Origin of the sequence: Parablautia muri (genome assembly GCF_009917485.1) — a bacterium.
Lineage (GTDB): Bacteria > Bacillota > Clostridia > Lachnospirales > Lachnospiraceae > Suilimivivens > Suilimivivens muri.
Genome location: NZ_QZDT01000012.1, coordinates 104,242 through 119,871, shown reverse-complemented (window position 1 = coordinate 119,871; position 15,630 = coordinate 104,242). Strand labels below are relative to the sequence as shown.

General features: G+C 45.6%; 13 protein-coding genes. 3 read left to right on the top strand and 10 right to left on the bottom strand.

Going from position 1 to position 15,630, the window contains the following annotated elements; translation table 11 throughout:
- The first annotated feature begins 235 nt into the window (after positions 1–235).
- The 3 genes from nrdD (at position 236) to D5281_RS09355 (ending at position 3,485) form a co-directional block, all read left to right on the top strand.
- Complete coding sequence (gene nrdD, locus D5281_RS09365; protein WP_160559894.1) at positions 236–2,398, top strand: anaerobic ribonucleoside-triphosphate reductase; 2,163 nt, start codon at positions 236–238, stop codon at positions 2,396–2,398.
- Positions 2,399–2,485: 87 nt separating this feature from the next.
- Positions 2,486–2,998, top strand: coding sequence for an anaerobic ribonucleoside-triphosphate reductase activating protein (gene nrdG, locus D5281_RS09360; RefSeq protein WP_160559893.1), 513 nt, complete (start codon positions 2,486–2,488; stop codon positions 2,996–2,998).
- A 190-nt stretch (positions 2,999–3,188) separates the two neighbouring features.
- Positions 3,189–3,485, top strand: a complete 297-nt coding sequence (locus tag D5281_RS09355) for a hypothetical protein (RefSeq protein WP_160559892.1) — start codon at positions 3,189–3,191, stop codon at positions 3,483–3,485.
- Between the two features lie 158 nt (positions 3,486–3,643).
- On the opposite strand, the gene D5281_RS09350 is transcribed toward D5281_RS09355, so the two are convergent.
- The 10 genes from D5281_RS09350 to D5281_RS09305 form a co-directional block, all read right to left on the bottom strand.
- Positions 3,644–4,204: a hypothetical protein gene (locus D5281_RS09350; RefSeq protein WP_160559891.1), complete on the bottom strand. Its 561-nt coding sequence runs from the start codon at positions 4,202–4,204 to the stop codon at positions 3,644–3,646.
- 38 nt (positions 4,205–4,242) lie between these two features.
- Complete coding sequence (locus D5281_RS09345) at positions 4,243–5,154, bottom strand: ribokinase (protein WP_160559890.1); 912 nt, start codon at positions 5,152–5,154, stop codon at positions 4,243–4,245.
- A 147-nt stretch (positions 5,155–5,301) separates the two neighbouring features.
- Complete coding sequence (locus tag D5281_RS09340) at positions 5,302–7,212, bottom strand: apiosidase-like domain-containing protein (protein ID WP_160559889.1); 1,911 nt, start codon at positions 7,210–7,212, stop codon at positions 5,302–5,304.
- 86 nt (positions 7,213–7,298) lie between these two features.
- The gene (locus D5281_RS09335) at positions 7,299–9,218 is read right to left on the bottom strand and encodes an apiosidase-like domain-containing protein (RefSeq protein WP_160559888.1); all 1,920 of its coding nucleotides are present in this window, start codon (positions 9,216–9,218) and stop codon (positions 7,299–7,301) included.
- 25 nt (positions 9,219–9,243) lie between these two features.
- Positions 9,244–11,196, bottom strand: coding sequence for an apiosidase-like domain-containing protein (locus D5281_RS09330; protein WP_160559887.1), 1,953 nt, complete (start codon positions 11,194–11,196; stop codon positions 9,244–9,246).
- Positions 11,197–11,221: 25 nt separating this feature from the next.
- The gene (locus D5281_RS09325) at positions 11,222–11,677 is read right to left on the bottom strand and encodes an RpiB/LacA/LacB family sugar-phosphate isomerase (RefSeq protein ID WP_277935265.1); all 456 of its coding nucleotides are present in this window, start codon (positions 11,675–11,677) and stop codon (positions 11,222–11,224) included.
- A 144-nt stretch (positions 11,678–11,821) separates the two neighbouring features.
- Complete coding sequence (locus tag D5281_RS09320; protein ID WP_160559886.1) at positions 11,822–12,778, bottom strand: ABC transporter ATP-binding protein; 957 nt, start codon at positions 12,776–12,778, stop codon at positions 11,822–11,824.
- Positions 12,775–13,761: an ABC transporter ATP-binding protein gene (locus D5281_RS09315; RefSeq protein WP_160559885.1), complete on the bottom strand. Its 987-nt coding sequence runs from the start codon at positions 13,759–13,761 to the stop codon at positions 12,775–12,777. Before D5281_RS09315 ends, D5281_RS09320 begins: the two co-directional genes overlap by 4 nt.
- 10 nt (positions 13,762–13,771) lie before the next feature.
- Positions 13,772–14,668 carry an ABC transporter permease gene (locus tag D5281_RS09310; RefSeq protein WP_277935264.1) on the bottom strand — a complete coding sequence of 299 codons (897 nt, stop codon included), beginning with the start codon at positions 14,666–14,668 and terminating at the stop codon, positions 13,772–13,774.
- Between the two features lie 18 nt (positions 14,669–14,686).
- Entirely contained in the window at positions 14,687–15,616 is a 930-nt protein-coding gene (locus tag D5281_RS09305) for an ABC transporter permease (protein WP_330584909.1), read from the bottom strand.
- Positions 15,617–15,630: the final 14 nt, after the last annotated feature.

Sequence of the window (15,630 nt, the reverse complement as noted above, 5' to 3'; positions counted from 1 at the left end):
TGATAATTGAATCATTGCCAGATATTGAGTTTTCAAGGTGCATAGCTAAAATCTATGTGCGAAGTTTGAGTTATATACTATTTTATTTCCTATCTGTCAGATGGCACTTGATTATTTTCAGGCATCCGTTATAATACTAAATATGGCCTTCAGCCCTAACTATAGTACAATATATAGAAGGCAAATTGAAAAATCTAAGATTTTTCAACGATTAATGGAAATATGGAGGATTTGAATGAACATTATTAAACGAAGCGGCATGGAAGTTGCCTTCGATGCCATCAAAATAGAGGATGCCGTTCGCAAGGCTAATGCCAGCGTGGACGAAAGCGATCGTCTTTCCAATGAACAAATTGAGACAGTTGTGGAGAATGTGACAGCTCTCTGCGTTAAAATGAAGCGCAGCCCCAATGTAGAAGAAATCCAGGATATGGTAGAGGAAGAAATCATGAAGCAGCAAACCTACAAACTTGCTTCTAACTACATTACCTACCGCTATAAAAGAGAGCTTGTGCGCAAATCCAATTCCACGGACGAACAGATTCTTTCTCTTTTAGAGTGTAACAATGAGGAGGTTCTTCAGGAAAACTCCAACAAAAATCCTATTGTCAACAGTGTGCAGCGGGACTATATGGCAGGAGAGGTCAGCAAGGATATCACCAAGCGTTTTCTCCTCCCTCTTGATATTGTTTCCGCCCACGAAAAAGGAATCATTCATTTTCATGATGCGGATTATTTTGCCCAGCATATGCACAATTGCTGTCTGGTCAATTTGGAGGATATGCTCCAAAACGGCACCATCATCAGCGAAACCATGATTGAGCGTCCCCACAGCTTTTCCACCGCCTGCAATATTGCAACCCAGGCCATTGCCCAGATAGCAAGCTCTCAGTACGGTGGGCAGAGCATTACTTTGTCCCATTTAGCCCCCTTTGTGCAGGTAAGCCGTGAAAAGTTCCAAAGCGAAGTGCGTCAGGAGCTTACATCGCAGGGCATAGCGGTAACGGATGAACTAGTTTCCAAAATAGCAGAAATGCGGGTACTGCGGGAAATTAAGCAGGGTGTCCAGATGATCCAGTACCAAGTCATTACTTTGATGACCACCAACGGTCAGGCGCCCTTTGTCACCGTGTTTATGTATTTAAATGAAGTCCCTGCCGGACAGACCAGGGATGACCTTGCCCTGATTATAAAAGAAATGCTTCTCCAACGGATTGAAGGCGTTAAGAACGAGCAGGGGATTTCCATTACACCTGCTTTTCCCAAGCTGATTTATGTGCTGGAAGAAAATAACATTACCGAAGATTCCAAGTATTGGGAGCTTACACGCCTAGCGGCGCGATGTACCGCAAGACGCATGGTACCTGATTATATTTCAGAAAAAATTATTAAAAAGTTGAAAGAAGGCAACTGTTATCCTTGTATGGGATGCCGTTCCTTCTTAACCGTATATAAAGATGAAAATGACCACTACAAATTTTACGGAAGATTTAACCAAGGCGTTGTCACATTGAATCTGGTGGATGTTGCCTGCTCCAGCGGCGGTGATATGGAAAAATTCTGGCAGATCATGGAGGAACGTCTTGCCCTGTGCAGACGCGCCCTGATGTGCCGCCATGAACGCCTTAAAGGAACGCCTTCCGATGTAGCGCCTATTTTGTGGCAAAACGGTGCTCTGGCCCGTCTTAAAAAGGGAGAAACCATTGATAAACTGCTTTATGGCGGATATTCGACCATCTCTTTAGGGTATGCCGGACTTTGCGAGTGCGTCCGGTACATGACCGGAAAATCCCACACCGACCCCCAGGCCACCCCTTTTGCCTTACAGGTGATGAATCATCTAAATGATGCCTGCAAAAAATGGGCAGCGGAGACCAATATTTCCTTCAGCCTTTACGGAACTCCTTTAGAGTCCACTACCTATAAATTTGCTAAATGCCTCCAAAACCGCTTTGGCATTATTCCTGATGTAACTGACAAGAACTATATCACCAACAGCTATCATGTCCATGTGGCCGAACCAATCAATGCTTTTGATAAGCTTACCTTTGAAGCACAGTTTCAGGAACTTTCACCTGGCGGCGCCATCAGTTATGTGGAGGTGCCCAACATGCAAAATAATATTGAGGCAGTTCTGGCGGTTATGCAGCACATTTATGACCATATTATGTATGCGGAGCTTAATACCAAAAGCGATTACTGCCAGAATTGCGGATATGACGGCGAAATCCGGATCATTGAAGATATGCACGGAAAACTGGTTTGGGAATGCCCGAAGTGCGGAAACCGGGACCAGAACAAAATGAATGTGGCAAGAAGAACCTGCGGCTACATTGGTACCCAGTTCTGGAACCAGGGACGCACCCAGGAAATCAGGGAGCGGGTGATGCATCTATAATAAATTTGCGGGTTGATGGCAGGAATGGGAATAGTGTACTTCGTACACATCAATTTGCAGGCTGCCCACAAGAATGGGGGGAACATTATGAAATATGCCGGCATAAAATACTACGATATTTCAAACGGTCTGGGAGTCAGAACCAGCCTGTTTGTATCCGGATGCACCCACAGATGCAAGGGATGCTTCAACGAGATGACATGGGATTTTCATTATGGAGATGATTTCACACCGGAAATCATGGAGGAAATATTAAAATCCATTGAACCTAACTATATAAGCGGGCTGACTCTTTTAGGCGGAGAGCCTATGGAACCGGTTAACCAGCAGGCACTCCTTCCCCTTCTTCGGCAATTTGAAGAGCGCTTTCCCCAAAAAGACATCTGGTGTTATACCGGATATGTCTATGAGACAGACCTGTTAAGCACACAGGGCCGTGCCCACTGCGAAGCAACGGATGAATTTTTAAGCTATATAGACATTTTAGTAGACGGGGAATTCGTTCAGGAGCTTTATGATATAAGCCTTAAATTCCGGGGCAGCAAAAACCAGCGGCTTCTCCAGCTTCAAAAGAAAGGGTGCCCTCAGTTGATTTTATAATTCCATTTGACGCAAAAAATAGTCATTTGGTTTCATCCCTGTCAACAAATAAGCCCTTTGGCCGATATACACTTTAGAGCGAGTTCGGAAGGCATTTACCGCTTTTGCTGTTTGTTATAAGGTATACCGGCTGCCTCATTGCTCGCACAGTAAATTCAGTGTAGAACGCATGGGAATGGAGGAGAAGAAAATGGATATCGGGAATATCAGGGATTTTAAACAATCTCAATTGACCAAGGTCGAAAAGCGAAAAGAAGAAGAAAAGCTGATCAAAAAAGGTATTTATCAGACTAAAATGATGATACAAAATCAAAACATGGAAACCTTAGATGAGGAAATGAAACGCAGTCAGGACCGCACCCAACTTTCGCGCAGTGAAGCTGAGAAATCGGAAACGGAACAGCGGACACGCAAGAAAACAGATGTTCATACGGAAATGAAGAAAATGTTGTCTGTAACTCCAAAAAATATCGCCATTAAGATTTAATTTTTTAAAAAGAAGGACCTTCAGTTATGCTAAGTGTACTGAAAGTCCTTTATTTTTGATACAATTGGCATATTCCCGGACAGACGCTATACAAGCAGCCGAAACACACTTATCAGACACAATCTGCCGAACCTCCTTTTGTTGGACAATTATACCTATTATAGCGCATCAGAACTGCTATCCCGCGTTACCGCAACCTCCGAAATACCTCTGTTAAGCAGGCAGTATATCCCGGCCAGCAGAATGATTATATCACAGATGAGAAAAATCAAATCGCCCCCGGAAGTATTGTCACTAAAATGAGATACCATCCAGACCATATCTCCCAAAACAGCCAAACCGGCAGTCAGAACCGCGGAAGGTGCGCCTATCGCAAAATACTTTACCGTCTTGTCTGCATGTTCATGTATTATCGGTTCCTTGCCAAACCTGATCCGCATCAGGCTTGCTATAAGCAGCCACAAAGGAATGGCCGTCAGCAAATGGGGAATAACCGCATATAGGACAGCGGAAAGGTGGTTGGTTATACTAACTGGCAGAATACAGGCAAGTATTCCCACGATGCAAAATGCTAACAGACGTGCAGCAATGGGTCTGCGTCTCTCGCTTAGGATCCGAAATCGATAATACTCTCCTATATACTCCGCTGTCTGCACAAGACGCCCATTTACCACATTATCACGAAGCCTGTAATCTCCACTATATTTATCCCTGTTCATATAGCCTCCCACAAAGAATCATATGATATAGCAGCGTCCTATCTGACCTCTGCATCAAAGTTCTTATATAAATCGGAATCAATCACCTGCTGATATTCCGGAACAGAGTCCGCAGCTCCGGGTTTTGTAATCGCTATGCTGCTGGCCACAGTTGCCAGTTTCAGTGATTCTTCCGCTTTACTCCCCTGTATAATACCCCTGATAAAGAAACCAATAAATGTATCACCGGCAGCAGTTGTATCCACTACCTGAATCTTACAGGCAGGCATGCGGACATTTTCTGTATCCGAACGATAAAGACATCCTTCTTTACCCAGTGTAAGCAGTATTCCTGTGTCAGGATAACGCAGCCGCAGACATTCTACGATCTGATCCGGATCCTCCACTTTCGCAAGACCTGCTCCTTCCACTTCATTGACCACAAGCCATGACACCTTTTCAAGGGGATACTTGCGAATTTCATCACGATAGGGCGCCGCATTAAAAACTACTCTCAGCCCCTTCGCTGCAGCATTTTCTATGATATACGGAATATGATTGATTTCATTTTGCAAAACAACAATGTCACCCGGCTCAAAATCAGATAATATCTGATCGATAAAATCCATTGTAAATTGCTTATTTGTTCCGCCGAACAAGAGAATACAGTTCTGCCCCTTTTGATCTACTTGTATAATGGCATGTCCGGTTGGACCTTCTCCAACGTGTACAAAGGAAGTATTGACATTTTTACTCTTTAATTTATCGATTAAAAACTTCCCTTCCTCACCAATCAATCCCGCATGGAAGGTTTCAACACCTGACTGTGCCAGGGCAATGGACTGATTTAAACCTTTCCCGCCGGAACCCACAACCAGTTCAATAGATTCATCTGTTTCTCCCGGCCGGATAAAGTGATCTACTTTATAAGTGTAATCGATGTTACATGAGCCAATACATACAGCCTTCATATTAATCCTCCGTTCTTGCCAGTTCCCTCAAATTTGGGCGTGGGCACAAATTTATTGTGTGAATATATTCACCTTTCCTACAATTAAATTCTGAGGGATCTACAAAAGCAGATCCCTCGTCAGACAAACTATTATAAATGATTCTGATTATTTTGTCGAGCCTGTCTGAATAAATGTCTCTTTAACACCTTCATTACTTCTTACAAGACCGGGGCCCACGGTGTCAACACGCTGCTTCGTATTGACTCTTTTTGCTTTGAAAGCCCAGTCGAATTCATCCGGCTGTTCAGGAAGCAGAATGCTGCCGAAATGGTTTACCTCCAGCTGCTCTTTCTTATCCAGCCACTTTCCGGTGCGCGGATCAAAATAAGAAATTTCATAAATGTCATAAGGACGGAGTCCGCGCAGTCTGACTCTCGGACAATCCTTTTCCATATATCCGAATACAAGTTCTCTCTCCTTCGTTGCCGCGGCATATGCCCAGCCGCGCCAGCCAGTAGGCGCACCCGCCTTGCTGGGGAAAAGGAGATCGGGATCAGGAATCAGCTCCTGATAGCGTTTGCCTTCGGAAAGAATAAAGTCACGATAGTACCGGGTCTGATAGCTCGCAGGGAAGGTCATAACATCCCAGATTTTCCACGGTGTCTCCTCAGGTTCCACATTGGCGCTCCAACCAGCCTCAAATCCTGCCAGATTACCGCCGAAGCCGCCGGAAAGAAGACTGCCATACAAAGAAGAACGGAAATTCATATGATCTTCAGGGCTCTCCACATTGCCGAAAATATTCTCTACCAGTTCGCCCAGATTATTCGTCATAATGGCCACATGTCCTGAATAGTAAGGTTCTCCATTGATCGCCGGAACGGGATGTTCATCATTGAAGATATCTTCCATAAGCCAATAGTGCTCATGATCACGGAAGTTACCTGTCTGATCCATTGTTTTCCAGTGCTGCTCACCAAAGCTGCCGTAAGCCGTCTTAGTAGATCCAGGGGCATTCGTGCCCATCAACGTACCGAATGGAGGAGCGCCATACATATCAATCATAAGATCAATCGGTTCATTAAACTCACGCGCATCAATCGTCTCAGCCTTAACGTCAAAATGGATGGGACTGTAAATCGTATTATTCGCCTGATATCTTGCGCTGAGATACTGAATATAACGGGTATAAACCATCGGCCAGTCATAATAATATTTCCATGTTTTTGAGGAATCACGGCGAAGCGCCTCCATAAACACAGTAATACCGTTTTGATTCAGATAGTTGACTTTCTTATCCAGAACCTTAAAGTATTCGGGATTGATTCTGTCATAATCCGGAACCATATCTTCATAGCCCTCAATCTTGCCGGGGAAGAAGAACGGACGACCGCCTTCGTTATGCATATCACGGGCCGTGATAATCCGGTCAACATCTTTATCAAACCAGTCCTCGACTCCACAGAGTGCCCAGGCAGATCTTATACATGTGTTATGTTCATCGGGAATATTGATCCTGTAAGGCTTTCCGTCATTCGCCCATGTGGGATAAGCCACAATCGTACCGATACAGTTATATCCCTGACTGCGGCGGATACGGACCATATCCTTTAATGTCATATCCGGCCCTACAGGACGTTCCCCATCATCGTCCGTCCACGGAAACCGGTATGTAGGCAGCGGCCACCAGGTATCGCCTACCATTACATAAGGCGTGCCATCAGCATATTCCATGGCATGTCCGTTTGCCGTTGCTCTGATAATACCGCGGCGGCAGGGATTTTCTTCTTTCTCCTCCTCTGTCCACTCCAGGGCAAAATATCCGCCGGATATTCCGGATAGCCCCACATCCGGAACAGATGCACCGGTAGTATAAGTCCATGTACCGGGCGCCGTAGCAGTCACACGAATGCGCCATGTGTCATCTCCATCCCAGAAACCGAAAACCCGCTTATCAAAGCCGGGGCCTTTTAACTTGGCCCAGACGGTAACATCTGTATAAGGATTGTCGTATTTATTTTGGGCATGCAGTACAATTTCATGCACGTCCCACATATGAATAGTCGCTTGCTTCATTTTGCCTCCATTTCTGCGAGGTGAACTTTGTTCACATTTGCTTTATTTGCGCATAACAATTTTCAAACTGTTTTTTCAAATATGATTCATTCTTTCGAATCAGCAGGAATATGATATCTCTCAAGGAAACCAAGTCCCATATGATAATTCTTGCCGGTACCGTCCTCATTTAATGCTCTGTCAATCGGAAGATCGGTATTCAGCTTCTTAAGTTTCCATGCCCAGTCCAGATCATCCGGGAAACTGCCAAAAGCAATTTCTCCGAAATCGGAACACTTAAGTTCTTTCTTTTCCTCCAGCCACTTTCCTGTGCGGGGATTAAACCAACTTAACTCGTAAGTATCATAAGGCCGCAGACCACGCACCTTCACTTTGTAAGCGCCCTTCTCCGAGTATCCCATCACGAGGTCACGCTTCTTAGTAGCCGAACACATAGACCACCCTCTCCAACCGGAAGACGGTCCGTTATAGTTGGGTGTTACCAGATTCTGATCTGGTATCAGATCCTGATATCTCTTACCCTCAGAGAACAGGAAATCGCGGACATACTGCACCATATAGGAAGCCGGAAAGGTCATGGTGTCCCAGATCTTATAAGGTTCTTCTTCCGGTTCTACATTACCGCTCCATCCTGCCTCAAAACCGGCAAGCAATCCTCCGTATGCACCCGAAAGTACACTGCCAAAATAGCAGGACCGGCAGTTCAGATGGTCTTCCTCGCTCTCTACATTACCAAACACCAACGTCTTAAATTTTCCGTCATCATCACGGAGAACACTTGTATGTCCGGAATAATAAGGTTCACCATTAATAGCGGGAACAGGATTATCATCATGAAACATATCTGTCAGAAGCCAGTAATATTGATGATCCCGCCAGTTGCCCGTTTGATCAAAGGTCTTCCAATGCTGTTCTTCAGGACCGCCATAAGCAATCTTCGAAGATCCTGGAGAGTTTGTCCCAAGTAAGGTTCCAAAGGGAGGCGCACCGTAGAGGTCAATCATGAGATTAATCGGCTCATTGAACTCCCGACTGTCAATTGTACAGTGTTTACCGTCAAAGTGTATGGGACTGTAGAAAGTATTGTTTGCTTGATAGCGGGCGCTGAGATATTGGATATAGCGAGTATAAACCATCGGCCAGTCGTAATAATATTTCCAGGTCTTGGAGGAATCCCTTCGCAGAGCTTCCAAAAATACTGTGATTCCATGTTCATTAAGCCAGTTTACTTTTTTGTCCAGAACTTTGAAATACTCAGGATTTATTCTGTCATAGTCAGGTACAACATCCTCATATCCCTTAATCTTGCCTGGGAAAAGGAACGGCCGGCCACCCTCATTATGCATATCGCGTGCACTTGCATCTAACTTGGTATACCATTCCTCCACGCTGCACATAGCCCACGCGCCCCGGACAAAGGTTCCATAGGCATCGTCTATTTTGATCGTGGCAGGTTTTCCATCGTTGGCCCACGTAGGATACGCTACTATCGTACCTACACAGTTATACCCCTGTTTCAGACGGTGGCGCGCCATATCCTTCATGGACATTTCCGGGCCAATCGGGCGTTCTTCTTCATCCTCCACCCAGGGAAATCTGTATGTTGCCAATGGCCACCATGTATCGCCTACCATAAAATATGGTGTACCATCTGCGTATTCCATGGCATGACCATTTGCCGTTGCTCTGATGATGCCCCGGCGGCAGGGATTTTCCTGTTTTTCCTCCTCTTTCCATTCGATAGCAAAATATCCGCCGGATATACCTGTAAGGCCTTCATCCTGTACAGACGCACCAGTAATATAAGTCCATGTCCCGGGGACTGTAGCAGTCACACGGATGCGCCATACATTATCTCCATCCCAGAAACCAAAAACTCTCTTGTCAAAGCCGGGACCTTTCAGATCGGCCCAGACAGTAACATCCGTATAAGGATTGTCATAAGTATTTTGGGAATACAGCACGATTTCGTGCACATCCCACATATGGATAACAGATTCTTTCATTAATACAATTACTCTCTTTCATAATTTATTCTTTTTTTCTCTCATCCCGCTCAGACTCACTGGCCTCAGCATCTTCCCCTATATAGGTCCATACAATATCGCTGCTCATAGGATAATCTTTGCCGGCATCACTGTTAAGACGGTATTTATCATTAAGACGAACGGCCTTAAAAGCCCAGTCAAGCTCATCAGGGCGCTCCGGTAACGGAATGCTGCCGTAATAATTAACCTCCAGCTCCATGATCTCGCCCCACCTTCCTGTACGGGGATTGAACCATTGGAATGCGAAGAGATCGCCCGGCCACAAGCCGCGGACACGTGCAGGCAGAGAGTCTTTTTCCAAATATCCCATGACCAGATCACGTTTACTGGTAGCGGAGCAATAAGCCCAGCCCCGCCAGCCGTGTTCTCTTCCGCTAAAGTTTGGCGTGATTAACTGTGCTTCGGGAACAAGCTCCTGATATCGTTTCCCTTCTGAAAGCAGGAAATCACGGGTAAACTTTGCCTGATAGGAAGAAGGAAATGTCATAGTATCCCAGAGCTTAAAAGGAACTTCCTCAGGCTCTACATTGCCGCTCCATCCTGCTTCGAAACCGGCCAGGTTACCGCCATACCCTCCGGAGAGGATGCTTCCGTAGAGAGAAGATCGGAAGTTCATATGATCCTCTTCACTATTCACATCGCCTAATACACGCTCATAGACTTTACCATTCACATCAAGGAAGGAAGTGACATGTCCGGGATAATAGGGCTCCCCATTGATAGCGGGAACGGGATTTTCATTATGAAAAATATCCGTTAACAGCCAATATTGCTCGTGATCCCGACGGTTTCCAATCTGATCCATGGTTTTCCAATGCTGTTCATCAGGACCCCCGAATGCAAATTGTGTGGAACCGGGCGCATTGGTGCCAAGCAGGGTGCCAAAAGGCGGAGCACCATAAAGATCGATCATCAGATTGATCGGCTCATTAAATTCATGAGAATCAATACTTTTTAATTTAGCGTCATAGTGAATAGGGCTAAAAATGGTATTATTGGCCTGATACCTTGCACTTAAATATTGAATATAGCGTGTGTATACCATCGGCCAGTCATAATAATATTTCCAGGTTTTGGAAGAATCCCGGCGCAAAGCTTCCATAAATACGGTGATGCCGTGGTCATTCAGCCACTGTACTTTCTTGTCCAGAACCTTAAAGTATTCCGGATTGATGCGGTCATAATCGGGAACCACGTCCTCGTAACCTTTGATCTTGCCGGGGAAGAAGAAAGGGCGTCCGCCTTCATTGTGCATATCGCGGGCCGAAATTACCCTGTCGTCTTCCTTATTCTCCATCCGTTTAAACATATATTTGACCCCGGCTGCTACCCAGGCGCCACGAATACAGGTCTCATGTTCATCATCCATAATGATAGTCGAAGGTTTCCCGTCTTTCGCCCAGGTGGGAAAAGCAACGATCGTACCTACCGTATTGTAACCCTGGCTAATGCGCTGACGCGCCATATCTTTCATGGACATTCCCGGACCAATAGGCCGCTCCTTCTCATCATCTACCCACGGATAGCGGTAAGAGGCAAGCCCCCACCAGGTATCGCCCACCATGACATAGGGGGTGCCGTCAGCATACTCCATAGCATGTCCATTTTGGGTTGCCCGTACAATACCGCGGCGGCATGCATTGGCTTCCTTTTCCTCCTCAGTCCATTCGATAGCAAAATATCCGCCGGATATGCCTGCAAGGCCTTCATCCTGTACAGGCGCACCGGTAATATAAGTCCATGTCCCGGGAGATGTCGCTGTGACACGGATGCGCCAGATATCCCCGCCATCCCAGAATCCGTACACGCGTTTGTCAAAGCCGGGGCCTTTCAGATCAGCCCAGACAGTAACATCCGTATAAGGATTATCATATGTATTCTCTGCATGCAGGACAATCTCATGAACATCCCACACGTGAATAACTGATTCTTTCATTATTTTTCTCCTTTTTTACTCTTCTTTAGAATTTTGCTTCCAGATGTTCCAGCTTTTCAAGTCTGCGGACAAATTCCTCATCACCCAGAAACTTAGCTTCCAGAAAGGAATCAATCACTTCTTTCGCCGTATAATAGCCAATCACCTCGCCGCCGAGTCCAATCACCTGCACATCATCATGTTCAACACACTGGTGCGCGCAATAAACGTCATGGCAGAGTGCTGCCCGAATACCCTTTATCTTATTGCAGGCGATTACGGCTCCACAGCCTGTACTGCAGAACATAATCCCCCTCTCTGCTTTACCACTTAAGATTGCCCCACAAATCTGCTGCGCTATGTCGGGAAAATCCACCATATCGGTAGAATAACAGCCAAAATCCGTAACTTCATGATGCTCCTGCAAATACGGAAGCATCTTCATTTTCATTGCATAACCACAGTGGTCTGATCCAATTGCCAGTTTCATTTTAATAACCATACCCTTTCCGTAACCTGCAAACTTCTATACATGCTTTGTATGTATTGCGCAGGTACAACATCTGCAAAACGAATACGCTCGTTTGTGAAAAACTTTCAGAGATTTATTTCTGTTTTTACATTATTTTTTCTATTTTTTAATTGTTTAATTGCTAAATAAGGTACATACGCAGTAATGATTCGGCGCAATTTCTTTAAGCGGTATCTCACCGGCCCGACACTTTTCAGAAGCATACGGACATCTGGGTGAGAATCTACATCCCGGTTTAGGCTCAATAGGACTGGAAACCTCACCGGCGAGCAATTCACGATTCTTGCCGCGGCTCGAAAGGTCTGGCTGAGGGATTGCTGCCAGCAATGCCTTTGTATACGGATGCGATGGATGTGCAAAGAGCTCATTCTTCTCTGCCAACTCCACAACCTGACCCATATACATAACCATGATGTTATGGCTGATGTGCTTTACTACAAATAAGTTATGCGTGATGAACATGTATGCCAGCTTCTTTTCCTCCTGAAGATCCATCAAAAGATTCAGTATCTGTGCCTGAATGGATACATCCAGCGCGGAAACCGGTTCATCACAGACAATAAACTTGGGATCCAGTGCAAGCGCTCTCGCCAGTCCTACACGCTGTCTGCGTCCACCATCCAGCTCATGAGGGTATTGGTTGTAGTACCGGGGTGGAAGCCCAACGGTATCCATAAGGGATAAAACCAGCTCATGCAGATCTTTTTTAGACATTCTCTCTCCCATGGTCTCAATAGGATCAGCAATAATATCTCCAAGGGACAATCTTGGGTTCAAAGAAGAATACGGATCCTGAAATATCATCTGTATATCATGATAGATATTCCTTTTGGCAGATCCCTTTAACCCAAGAATCTCTTTACCTTCCAGATATACCTCGCCGGAAGTTGCCTCTTCCAACCTTGTGATAACCCGACCTAATGTGGTCTTGCCGCAGCCGCTTTCACCAACAACTCCGATCGTTTTCCCTTCCTCGATCGTGAGGTTAACAGACTCTACCGCATGCAGCAGACCACGAGGCGTTTTAAAATATTTGGTAAGATTTTTCGTTTTAATCACAGGTTTACTCATATGCTATCCCCCTCTCCCCAACTTTCATACCGGAAACATTTGATCTTGTGCGTGCCGTTTTGATATGCCTTGGGATTTTCACGCCCACATCGATCTGTGACATAAGGACACCGATCGTGGAATTTACAACCCTTTGGCAGGTCGGTTGGGTCCACCATATAACCGGCAATCGGAGTAAGCCGCTTTTCATTAGAATCTAGTTTGGGGATACAGTTGAAAAGACCGGTCGTATAGGGATGATTCTCGATTCGTTGATAAATATCTTCAACGGTTCCAGTCTCAACGATTTCTCCGGCATACATAACCGACACATTATCGCAAAGCTCAGCCACGATACCCAAATCGTGCGTTATCATAATAAGCGCTGTACCAAGTTCCCGCTTCAGCTGCTTCATAAGCTGCAGTATCTGTGCCTGAATCGTAACATCCAGCGCGGTAGTGGGTTCATCGGCAATCAGCAGATCCGGCTGACATACCAGGGCAATGGCGATGCCGATACGCTGCTTCATACCACCGGAAAACTGAAAAGGATATTCATGTTTCCGTTCTGCCGGAATACCCACAAGCTTCAGGATATCATCCACCTTCTGCGCCCGCTGTTCTTTTGTCAGTTCTTTAAAATGGAGCAACAGCATCTCATCAATCTGATTACCTACGGTGATAATTGGGTTTAAACTGGTCATGGGATCCTGAAAAATCATGGATACCTGTTTGCCACGCATGGCCTGTAATTCTTTTTTACTCATATTAAGGACATTTTTTCCATCATATACGATGTCCCCCTCCGTAATCTCACCTACTTGTTCCGGCAGAATATTTAATATACCTAAAGCCGTAGTCGTTTTACCGGCGCCAGTCTCGCCCACAAGTCCCATAGCCTCACCTCTATGAACTATCAGGTCAACTCCATTCACCGCATGTACAACTGCTTCATCGGTGTTGTACTGTACATATAAATTTTTGATATTTAATAATTCTTTCATAAGCAGTACCTCACTTCTTCATTCTTGGATCCAGCGCATCCCTAAGACCGTCACCCATAAAGTTAACGAAAATAACGCTGAGCGCTATCGCAGTACCAGGGATAATACCCAGGTATGGATAGAATCTTATGACATCCTTGACCTCAGAAAGGATCGTCCCCCATTCAGGTGTCGGTGACGCGATACCAATACCCAAAAACCCCATACCTGCAATACCAAGAATGGTCGAGCCCAACATAATCGTAGCGGATATAACCACAGGCCCAATACAGTTAGGCAAGATGTGCTTAACAAGTATTTTGGTTGTGGATGCCCCATAAATATGGGCTGCATCTACGTACTCTGCTGACCTTGTAGTCATAATTGCTGACCGGACTGTACGCGCAAGTGCCGGAAAGCTTGACAGTGCCAGAGCCAGCCACAGGCTGGTGATGCCCTGTCCAAATACCACAATCAATGTCATCGCCATTAACAGGTTGGGAACAGACATAAACACGTCCATGAGTCTCATGATCACGATATCCACCATTCCGCCAAAATAACCGGCTATACTGCCGAAAATAAGTCCCAAAACAAGGGCGCCCATCATAACGATAAAGCCCGAGGATAAGCTGTAGACACCTCCCCTGAGCACTCTGGCGAACAAATCACGGCCAAACTGATCCGTACCGAAAGGGTATTGTACGCTTGGAGGCTGATTGGTAATCAGCAGATCCTGTGTTACAACCCGATCCCAGCTGATATAGAGCGGAGAGGTAAAGCAGATCAGTATCATAATTACAATACCCACAAGCCCGATTACCGCCAGCTTGTTTTTACGGAATCGAAGCCATATCAGTCCCATTTGAGACATGCTCTTTCTTCCGCCGGTGGAACTTCCTTTTTTATCATTCTTTTTCTTTGTCATAATCTCATCCACCTCCTCTTAACGGTACTGCAGTTTGACACGGGGGTCTATCACTGCATAGAGCAGATCCACTACCAGATTCACAACGCACACAAGCAGCGAAATAAATATAATAGGACTCATAACCTGAGGAATATCATTGCTTCGTACCGCATTGACCAGCATGGAACCTACTCCAGGTATGGCGAAGATCGTTTCTACTGTGACGGCTCCTGCTACAATATTGCCTACATTATTACCGATATTGGTGATAACCGGCATCAAACCGTTTCGCAGCGCATGGTAGAATACCACCCTTCTCTTGGAGCAACCCTTGGCGTAAGCAGTACGAACATAATCCTGACCGATGACATCCAGCATACTGGAACGCGTCAGACGAACCTGCCCGGCGATACGGCTCGCTGCCAGCATGATAGACGGCAGTATAAAATGTTTCAGCGAGCCCGCACCGGTTACCGGCAGCCACCGCAACTGTAGGCAAAACACAATTTGACAAATCAGGGACAGAAAAAAGTTCGGCAGACTTATAAGCAGCATTGCAAGGATCATTGTCGTCCTGTCACCTATAGAATTCTGATTTACCGCTGCAAAAACGCCTGCTACTATTCCTACTACCGTAGTCAGCAATAGCGCCAGTGCTGTAAGCAGCAGCGTATTGGGAAGCCTCTCCATAAACTCTTTATATACGCTTGTCTGCATAACCCAGGATACTCCCATATCACCCTTGGTGATCAGGTTCCACATATATGTTCCGTATCTAACCAGCAATGGTCGATCCAGTCCAAGTTCATGATTTATCTCATCGATCTGTTCCTGTGTGGCCGTAGTTCCCAGCCGCATGAAAGCCGGATTCGCAGGCGACAGTGACAAAATAGTGTAAACCATAAGCGTCAGGAGGAAAAAGGTGGGAATAAGAAGCAGTAAGCGTTTTAAAATATATTTGACCACGAAATATCTCCTTT

Excerpts from the sequence above, each read along its gene's own strand:
- D5281_RS09315 (WP_160559885.1), bottom strand. The coding sequence starts at position 13,761 with ATGAAAGAATTATTAAATATCAAAAATTTATATGTACAGTACAACACC.
- nrdD (WP_160559894.1), top strand. The coding sequence starts at position 236 with ATGAACATTATTAAACGAAGCGGCATGGAAGTTGCCTTCGATGCCATC.
- D5281_RS09350 (WP_160559891.1), bottom strand. The coding sequence starts at position 4,204 with ATGAACAGGGATAAATATAGTGGAGATTACAGGCTTCGTGATAATGTG.
- D5281_RS09310 (WP_277935264.1), bottom strand. The coding sequence starts at position 14,668 with ATGACAAAGAAAAAGAATGATAAAAAAGGAAGTTCCACCGGCGGAAGA.
- nrdG (WP_160559893.1), top strand. The coding sequence starts at position 2,486 with ATGAAATATGCCGGCATAAAATACTACGATATTTCAAACGGTCTGGGA.
- D5281_RS09320 (WP_160559886.1), bottom strand. The coding sequence starts at position 12,778 with ATGAGTAAACCTGTGATTAAAACGAAAAATCTTACCAAATATTTTAAA.
- D5281_RS09355 (WP_160559892.1), top strand. The coding sequence starts at position 3,189 with ATGGATATCGGGAATATCAGGGATTTTAAACAATCTCAATTGACCAAG.
- D5281_RS09345 (WP_160559890.1), bottom strand. The coding sequence starts at position 5,154 with ATGAAGGCTGTATGTATTGGCTCATGTAACATCGATTACACTTATAAA.
- D5281_RS09330 (WP_160559887.1), bottom strand. The coding sequence starts at position 11,196 with ATGAAAGAATCAGTTATTCACGTGTGGGATGTTCATGAGATTGTCCTG.
- D5281_RS09340 (WP_160559889.1), bottom strand. The coding sequence starts at position 7,212 with ATGAAGCAAGCGACTATTCATATGTGGGACGTGCATGAAATTGTACTG.
- D5281_RS09335 (WP_160559888.1), bottom strand. The coding sequence starts at position 9,218 with ATGAAAGAATCTGTTATCCATATGTGGGATGTGCACGAAATCGTGCTG.
- D5281_RS09325 (WP_277935265.1), bottom strand. The coding sequence starts at position 11,677 with ATGGTTATTAAAATGAAACTGGCAATTGGATCAGACCACTGTGGTTAT.